Source organism: Bradyrhizobium sp. MI1.4 (genome assembly GCF_055811315.1).
Genome location: NZ_JBVVPP010000026.1, coordinates 81,837 through 89,747 on the forward strand (window position 1 = coordinate 81,837; position 7,911 = coordinate 89,747).

The window sequence follows — 7,911 nt, forward strand, 5'->3', positions numbered from 1 at the left end:
CGGAATTGAGGTGGAGGACCGCCCTCAGATATAGGCTGGGGAGGCGAAAATCCAGCGATTGGCGCCCTTTGGGCTGTCATTCCGGGGCGAGCGCTGGCGGGAAGTGCGGAATCCCGCCAAAACCTCGGGATTCCGGGCGTGTGCGTGTCCCGGCAGCCGCCAGCTGCACTCAGAAAATACCCTGAATCAGCCCGCCAGGGTGTCCGCCGCGACCCGCCGGACCAGCTCCGGCAATTGCCGCATATCGTCGAACGTCAATCCGGCCCCGGCGGCCCGGAGCCTTTCAGCGTGGCCCGGCGGGCAATGGCTGCCACCGTGAAAGCCCAGCACGGTCATCCCGGCGGCATGCGCGCCGGTCACCCCGGGGACGCTGTCCTCGATCACGAGGCACCGCTCCGGCGCGACTTTCATCTGCGCGGCGGCGAACAGAAAAAGATCGGGCGCGGGCTTGCCGCGCGCGACCTGGCTCGCGGAAAAGATGTTCGGCGCAAGCAGATCGTAGAGACCGGCGCAGGTCAGGCCATGATGGATCTTCTCCGGTGTGCCGCTCGACGCAACGCATTTGGGCAAATCGATTGCGCCAATCGCTGCGGCCACATGGGTGATCGGCTGCAAATCGCTGGCATAAAATTGCAGCGTCGCAGCATTCACTTGGCTTTCGAGATCATCGGGAAGATTGCGGCCGATCTCCTGTTCGACCATTCGCCGTGCATCTTTCTCGGATACGCCGAGGAAGCGGACCAGCACCTGCTCCGATGTGATCGGATAGCCGTGCCTCGACAGCACATCTGCATGCGCGCGACAGGAGATCACCTCGCTGTCCACGAGCACGCCGTCGCAATCGAAGATGACGAGATCGATCGCCACTTAACTTGTGGGTTTGTCGTCGTCGAGCGGGACGCAATAGAGTTCGAGCCGATGATCGACCAGCTTGTAGCCGAGCTTGCGGGCGATCTCCGCCTGGAGCTTCTCGATCTCCTCGGAGGTGAACTCGATCACCTTGCCGTCGCGCAGGTTGATGAGGTGGTCGTGATGGCTGTCGCGCATCTGCTCGTAGCGCGCGCGGCCTTCGCGGAAATCATGGCGCTCGATGATGCCCGCATCTTCGAACAGCTTGACGGTCCGATACACGGTCGAGATCGAGATCTTGTCGTCGACCGCGACACAGCGGCGATATAGTTCCTCCACATCGGGATGATCGACCGCCTCCGCGAGCACGCGGGCGATGACACGACGCTGCTCGGTCATGCGCATGCCTGTGGCGGCACAGCGCGCCTCGATGCCGGACGCCTTGGAAGCGGGGGAAGGTTTAAGACCAGTCATGTGATGTCCGCCTGACGGGGCGCTTTCTGCCATCAATGTTACGACAAGTCACGTCGCATCAGAAGTGCGTTCAATTGTTCCCCGTTCGGCTGCTTATAGTAGCGTTCGCGGCGTCCGACCACCATGAATCCGGCTCGGTCGTAGAGCCGCCGCGCCGGCTGGTTATTTTCCTCGACCTCAAGAAATATTGTGCGCACGCCGCGTCCTGCCAGGTGGCCGAGATGGGTCATCAGCAGCGTGCGAGAGAGGCCGCGGCCGCGATGGGCCTGATCGACCGCGATCGAGAGAATCTCTGCTTCGTCTGCGCCGATCCGCGACACCGCGAAGCCCACGGTCTTGCGGCCGAGCCGCAACCGGTGCACCAGCGTGTTGCGCTCGCTGAGCATGCTCTCGAACTCGCCTTCGCCCCAACCGCGCGCGAAGGAGGCGCCGTGGAGTTGCGCAAGCCGTGCGACGTCGCGCGCGACAGCCGGCTCGACGACGGCCGTACCGCCGCGCCACCATTCCGACAACCATTTCATCGTGAGCTTGCGGCTTGTGCTGCAAGCGGCAGTTGTGCGGGCGGCTTTGCGTCGGGCGCCCGCAGATAGAACGGCCGCGCCGGATTTGTCGCGGGATCGGCGGCGGCGCCAAGCCATGCGACCCAGCCGATGTCGGGCGCGGGCTGCGCGTCGACCGCGACCGGCTGCGGCATATCTTTCGGCCAGCGCTCGGCGAGGATCTTCGCGGCATTGCCGACCAGATGCGGCGCGCCGAATTGCGACGCCGCGATCGCCTCGTCGATGGGAGCGACGCCCGGCCGCACCAGCTGACTGCCGTCACCGGCCACGATCTGGAAATAGACGTGGTCGTGCCGCGCGTCGATCGCCGAGATCACCGGCGCCGCTCCGCTCTGGCCGACGACGGCGGCGGCATAGGCCGACAAGGTGGTCAGGCCGACGGCGGGCCGCTTCGCAGCAAGCGCAAGGCCGCGGGCGGCCGAAATGCCGACGCGCAGGCCGGTGAAACTTCCGGGGCCCATGGTGACCGCGATGCGCTCGAGCGCTGTGAAGGCGAGGTTGGCTGACTGCATCACGCGCGCGATCATCGGCATCAGCGCTTCGGCGTGGCCGCGCTTCATCAGAAGCTGCTCCTGCGCGAGGAGCTGGCCGGCATCGGTGTCGAGAACGGCAACCGCGCACGCTTCCAGCGCGGTATCGATGGCAAGGATCAGCATGGAACGATGGTAGCACCATCCGTCATGGAATGCTCGTCATCATGGCCGGGCTTGTCCCGGCCATCCACGCCTTTGCGGCCCCAGCCTACATCGGCCGGACTTCGACCACGTCGGGGACGAAGTGCTTGAGCAGGTTCTGGATGCCGTGCTGGAGCGTCGCGGTCGATGACGGGCAGCCGGCGCAGGAGCCCTTCATGTTGAGATAGACGATACCATCCTTGAAGCCGCGGAAAGTGATGTCGCCGCCGTCATTGGCGACCGCTGGCCGCACGCGGGTCTCGATCAGATCCTTGATCATGTCGACCGTCTCGGCATCGGCTTCGTCAAAGAACTCGTCCTCTTCGTCGAGATCGACATCGCTCGCGGCCGCACCGTCGGCGAGCAGCGGCGCGCCGGACATGTAGTGCTCCATGATGGCGCCGAGGATCGCGGGCTTGAGCTGTTGCCATTCACCGTTCGCCTTGGTCACGGTGATGAAGTCCGAGCCGTAGAACACGCCGGTGACGCCGGGGACTTCGAACAGCTTTTCGGCGAGCGGCGAGCGTGCGGCCGATTCGCGGTTGGCAAATTCCATCGGTCCGCCGTCGACCACGACGCGGCCGGGAATGAACTTCAGCGTGGCGGGATTGGGGGTGGCTTCGGTTTGAATGAACATGGTTTTCTCCAGACGTCGCCGGTTCAAGGCCGGCGCGTGCTCTATCCACTAGCAGATGGCGACGGCGAACGCACGGTCAAGGGGTAAGCTGGCCGTTCACCTGTTATATCAGCGGGTTAGGGTACCCGCTTCTTCCCTCTGCCGGCTAACGGGGCGAGGCGAACGAGCAGCAGTCTAGGACAGCGAATCCACGCTCTGGTCGCTGAGCGCGCCGGAAATGACCGTCACCGGCACCGGGAACGTGCCCAGCGCGTGCGCGAGCAGCGCGACCAATGGCCCCGGGCCTTCCGCGCCCGGGTTCGCGGCGAGCACCAGCATGGCGATGTCGGGGTCCTCGTCGATCACCGCCAGCAGCTGTTCCATCGCAGCGCCTTCGCGGATCACCCGTTCCGGCGTGATCGCGGCGATGCCGTTGGCGCGGCCGGCGGCACGGTCGAGCGCGGCTTCGGCCGCCTCATGCGCTTCGGCGCGCATGATGTCGGCGACCCCCAGCCATTCCTGGCTCTGCTGTTCGGGCTCGATGATGCGGAGCATCACCACGCCGCCACCGGCCCGAATCGCCCAGCGGCTGGCGTAATAGACCGCGCGATCCCATTCGGCGGTGTCGTCGACGATGACGAGGCATTTGGGTTTGTGACCCGGCTCGAAGCAAAGTCGCTTGCTGGTCATGCATGTCCCGGAATGTCCACGCTGACATGCTGCCACACTCCGTCGTACTTGGGGAGAGCAGAAGCGAGCCGGCGCCGTGGCGTCGGCCGCGTTTTCGCGAACTTATTATCAGCGCCGACGGATGAAGCCGACGATGTCCTTCGAGAGCTTCATGGTCTCGTCGGCAATCGCGCGCGCGCGGTCGGCGCCATCGTTCAGGATCGCGTCGATATGGCCGGGGTCGGCGACGAGGCGCTTCATCTCGCCGGCAATCGGCGCGAGCTTCGTGACGCACAAATCCACCAGCGCGTTCTTGAAGCTGGAGAACTGGCCGCCGCCGAAATCCCTGAGCACGTCGGCCTTGGAGCGGCCGGAGAGCGCGGCGAAGATACCGACGAGATTGTCGGCCTCGGGACGCGCTTCCAGACCCTTCTCCTCGGTCGGCAGCGGCTCCGGGTCGGTCTTGGCCTTGCGGACCTTCTGCGCGATGGTGTCGGCGTCGTCGGTCAGATTGATGCGCGAATTATCCGACGCATCCGACTTCGACATCTTCTTGGTGCCGTCGCGCAAGCTCATCACGCGCGTCGCCGGGCCCGTGATCAAGGGTTCCGGCAGCGGGAAAAACAGGCCGTCATTGGCGCCCTGGCTGCGGATCGAGTCGGCGAAGTCGTTGTTGAACTTCTGCGCGATGTCGCGCGAGAGCTCAAGATGCTGCTTCTGGTCCTCGCCGACCGGCACGTGGGTGGCGCGGTAGAGCAGAATGTCAGCCGCCATCAGCACGGGATAGTCGAACAGACCGACGGACGCGTTCTCGCGGTCCTTGCCGGCCTTCTCCTTGAACTGGGTCATGCGACCCAGCCAGCCCATGCGCGCGACGCAGTTGAAGATCCAGGCGAGCTCGGCGTGGCCCGAGACCTGGCTCTGGTTGAACACGATGTGCTTGCTCGGATCGATGCCGCTGGCGATGAACGCCGCGGTCACCTCGCGGGTGTTGCGCGCGAGCTCGACTGGTCCGCCCCAGACGTCCACGCCCTGCGTGATCGCGTGCATGTCGACGACGCAATAGATGCAGTTGTGGGTTTCCTGCATCTTCACGAAGTTGACGATTGCGCCGAGATAATTGCCGAGGTGCAGATTGCCCGTCGGCTGGACGCCCGAAAAAACCCGTTCAACGAATGGCATGGCAGCTTCCCTGCAAGATACGGGGCGTCGTTTCCAACAGCGGCGCTGCCCCGTCAAGGGAATTTCGCTGACTTCAGGCGCCGGGATCGGGCTGGGCGGGGCGCTTAAAGGCACCGGCCGCCTCGCGCCAGGACGCGACGCGGAGGATTTGCAGGAGCAAGCCATAGACGACGATTCCGGCGGCGATCTGTGATCCCAGCGCAATGAAGCGGATGAGCCCATGGGCCTGTGAAGGCAAGAGGCCCGCGGTCAGCCACAGCAGGCCGCCCATGGCGAGCGCGGCGAGCACGATTCGCGGCAGCCGCTTGCGGGCGGCGGCGTCGACCGAGAAGCCGAATTCACGCGTGCCTTTCCGGAGCAGCGAGATCGCACTGCTCCAGGCGCCGGCGGCGATGCTGGCGGCGATCCCGCTCGCGCCGAAGAAGTGACCGAGCAGGATCGCGAGCGCGACCGCGACCACGAACCCTTTGGCAGTCGCAAGCAGCGGCGTCATCGTGTCGCTGCGGGCAAAATAGGCCGGGGACAGCGCCTTGATCAGCACGTGCGCCGGCAGTCCCAGCGCCAGCCACATCAGGGCGCGCGCCGTGGCCGCGCTGTCCTCCGCGCCAAAGGCGCCGTGTTCGAACAGCAGCCGCACGATCGGCTCGGCCAGCACGATCAGGCCGAGCGTCGCCGGCAATGCCAGCCCGGTCGCGAGTTCCAGCGCGCGCGATTCCACATGCGCAACCGCGTCACGGTCACCGCTCCTCGCCGCGCGCGTCAGCTCCGGCACCAGCACCGTACCCATGGCGACGCCGACAATACCGAGCGGCAGCTCGATCAAGCGGTTGGCGAAATAGAGCCAGGAGACCGCGGCCGGCGTGGCGGAGGCGATGATCGCGCCGGCAACCATCAGCCATTGCGGGCCGGAGCTCGCGATCATGCCCGGGATCGCCTTGGCGAAGAAGCCGCGCATGTCCTTGTCGAAGCTCACGCGCAACGGTGTCGCCAGACGCGCACTTCGCTGCGACAGCAGCATCAGGAGCTGCAACAGGCCGGCGATGCCGACGGAGGCCGCCAATATCCACGCGGCGACGGTCGCGTCGACGTGCCACAGCAGGAGTGTTGTGATCGCAGCGATCAGGGCGATGTTGAACAGCAGCGGCGAGAACGCGGTGAGTGCAAAGCGACCCTGCGCGTTGAGCAGGCCCATCAGCACCGTGACGGGTCCCGCGAAGGCAAGATAAGGCAGCATCAGCCGCGCATTCTGGACGGCGAGATCGAGCGATGCGCTGCCGACGAAGCCCGGTGCGATGATCATGATGATCAGCGGCATCAGCAGTGCAATCACGATTGAGATTGCGATCAGGCCCGCGCTCACCGAGCCGAGCACGCGTCCCGCGAACGCCGCCGCAACCGCCTCGCCGTCGCGGTCACGAACGCGCAGCCAGGCCGGGATCAGCGCCGCATTCAGCGCCCCCTCGCTGAGCAGGCGCCGCACCACATTGACGAGCTGAAATGCCGCCAGAAACGCGTCCGCCACGGCGCCGGTGCCGAGCAGCGCCGCGATCAGGGAATCGCGTGCAAAGCCCAGCAGCCGTGAAGCCAGTGTCCCCGTCGAGACGGTCAGGAAGGAGCGGATCATCGGAACTGCATAATACCGTTGCTTGCCCGCGAAGGGCCGGCCGTGATAGGCCGCGAGCCAGATTTCAGACCGACAGGAAGCGGATTTCCGCGGGTATCGCAATCCGCCAAACAGGATCAAGGTGAATGGCTGACGTGAAATATGACGTTCTCGGCATCGGCAACGCGCTGTTCGACGTGCTGGTCAAGACCGACGAAGCCTTTCTGGGCAAGCACGGCATGACCAAGGGCAGCATGTCCCTGATCGACGAGGCGCGGGCCGCCGCCATCTACAAGGACATGGGCCCGGCGACGGAAGTTTCCGGCGGTTCGGCCGCCAACACCATCGTCGGCATCGGCAGCCTCGGGGCGCGCGCCGCCTATGTCGGCAAGGTCAAGGACGACCAGATCGGGAAGCTCTACGTCCACGACATCCGCGCGGCCGGCGTCGCCTTCAACACGCCCGCGGCGAAGGACGGTCCTGCGACCGGCTGCTCCTACATCCTGGTGACTGACGACGGCGAGCGCACCATGAACACCTATCTCGGCGCCGCGCAGGACCTGTCGCCCGCCGACATCGACCCGGCCGAGATCGCCGCGGCCGGCATCGTCTACCTCGAGGGCTATCTCTGGGACCCCAAGAACGCCAAGGACGCCTTCGTCAAGGCGGCCAAGATCGCTCATGATGCCAAGCGCAAGGTGGCGCTGACGTTGTCGGATTCCTTCTGCGTCGATCGTTATCGCGACGAGTTCCTGGGGCTGATGCGCAACGGCACCGTCGATATCGTGTTCGCGAACGAGTCCGAGCTGCATTCGCTCTACCAGACCTCGGACTTCGACACCGCGCTCAAGCAGCTGCGCAACGACGTCAATCTCGGCGTGGTCACCCGCAGCGAGAAAGGCTGCGTGGTGGTGACGCCAACTGACGCAGTCGCAGCCCCGGCGTCTCCGATCGCGAAACTCGTGGACACCACCGGGGCCGGCGATCTCTTCGCCGCCGGCTTCCTGTTCGGTCTGGCGCGCAACCTGCCCCACAAGCAGTGCGGCGAACTCGGCGCGCTCGCGGCCGCCGAAGTGATCCAGCACATCGGCGCGCGTCCACAGGTGTCGCTGAAGGAGCTCGCCCGGCAGCGCGGGCTGACGGCTTAAGGTGGAATAGCCTCATCCTCGCTGTCATGGGCCGGCGGGGGGGGGGGGGGGGGGGCGGCGGGGGGGGGGGGGGGGGGTGGGGGGGGGGGGGGGGGCCGGCGCGGGCGGGGGGGGGGGGGGGGGGGGGGGGCGCGCG

General features: G+C 65.9%; 9 protein-coding genes. 1 reads left to right on the forward strand and 8 read right to left on the reverse strand.

Features of this window, described 5'->3' with window-relative positions; genetic code table 11:
• Positions 1-186: 186 nt before the first annotated feature.
• From AC0L23_RS24990 to murJ, 8 genes are all read right to left on the reverse strand, one after another.
• Positions 187-867, reverse strand: a complete 681-nt coding sequence (locus tag AC0L23_RS24990) for an HAD family hydrolase (protein ID WP_018455809.1) — start codon at positions 865-867, stop codon at positions 187-189.
• Complete coding sequence (locus AC0L23_RS24995) at positions 868-1,323, reverse strand: Fur family transcriptional regulator (protein WP_007598312.1); 456 nt, start codon at positions 1,321-1,323, stop codon at positions 868-870. It lies immediately after the preceding gene.
• A 38-nt stretch (positions 1,324-1,361) separates the two neighbouring features.
• Positions 1,362-1,844, reverse strand: a complete 483-nt coding sequence (rimI, locus tag AC0L23_RS25000) for a ribosomal protein S18-alanine N-acetyltransferase (RefSeq protein WP_018455811.1) — start codon at positions 1,842-1,844, stop codon at positions 1,362-1,364.
• Entirely contained in the window at positions 1,841-2,539 is a 699-nt protein-coding gene (tsaB, locus tag AC0L23_RS25005; protein ID WP_018455812.1) for a tRNA (adenosine(37)-N6)-threonylcarbamoyltransferase complex dimerization subunit type 1 TsaB, read from the reverse strand. Before tsaB ends, rimI begins: the two co-directional genes overlap by 4 nt.
• 85 nt (positions 2,540-2,624) lie before the next feature.
• Positions 2,625-3,194, reverse strand: a complete 570-nt coding sequence (locus AC0L23_RS25010; RefSeq protein ID WP_026233032.1) for a NifU family protein — start codon at positions 3,192-3,194, stop codon at positions 2,625-2,627.
• Positions 3,195-3,368: 174 nt separating this feature from the next.
• On the reverse strand, positions 3,369-3,863 hold the full coding sequence (locus AC0L23_RS25015) for a universal stress protein (protein ID WP_018455814.1): 495 nt from the start codon (positions 3,861-3,863) through the stop codon (positions 3,369-3,371).
• 108 nt (positions 3,864-3,971) lie between these two features.
• Positions 3,972-5,024, reverse strand: coding sequence for a tryptophan--tRNA ligase (trpS, locus tag AC0L23_RS25020; RefSeq protein ID WP_063992141.1), 1,053 nt, complete (start codon positions 5,022-5,024; stop codon positions 3,972-3,974).
• Between the two features lie 73 nt (positions 5,025-5,097).
• Positions 5,098-6,648 carry a murein biosynthesis integral membrane protein MurJ gene (gene murJ, locus AC0L23_RS25025; protein WP_085349870.1) on the reverse strand — a complete coding sequence of 517 codons (1,551 nt, stop codon included), beginning with the start codon at positions 6,646-6,648 and terminating at the stop codon, positions 5,098-5,100.
• Positions 6,649-6,773: 125 nt separating this feature from the next.
• Here murJ and AC0L23_RS25030 point away from each other — a divergent pair, with 125 nt between their 5' ends.
• A complete protein-coding gene (locus AC0L23_RS25030) occupies positions 6,774-7,775 on the forward strand; it encodes an adenosine kinase (RefSeq protein ID WP_085349869.1) in 1,002 nt (333 codons plus the stop codon).
• The last annotated feature ends 136 nt before the right edge of the window (positions 7,776-7,911 follow it).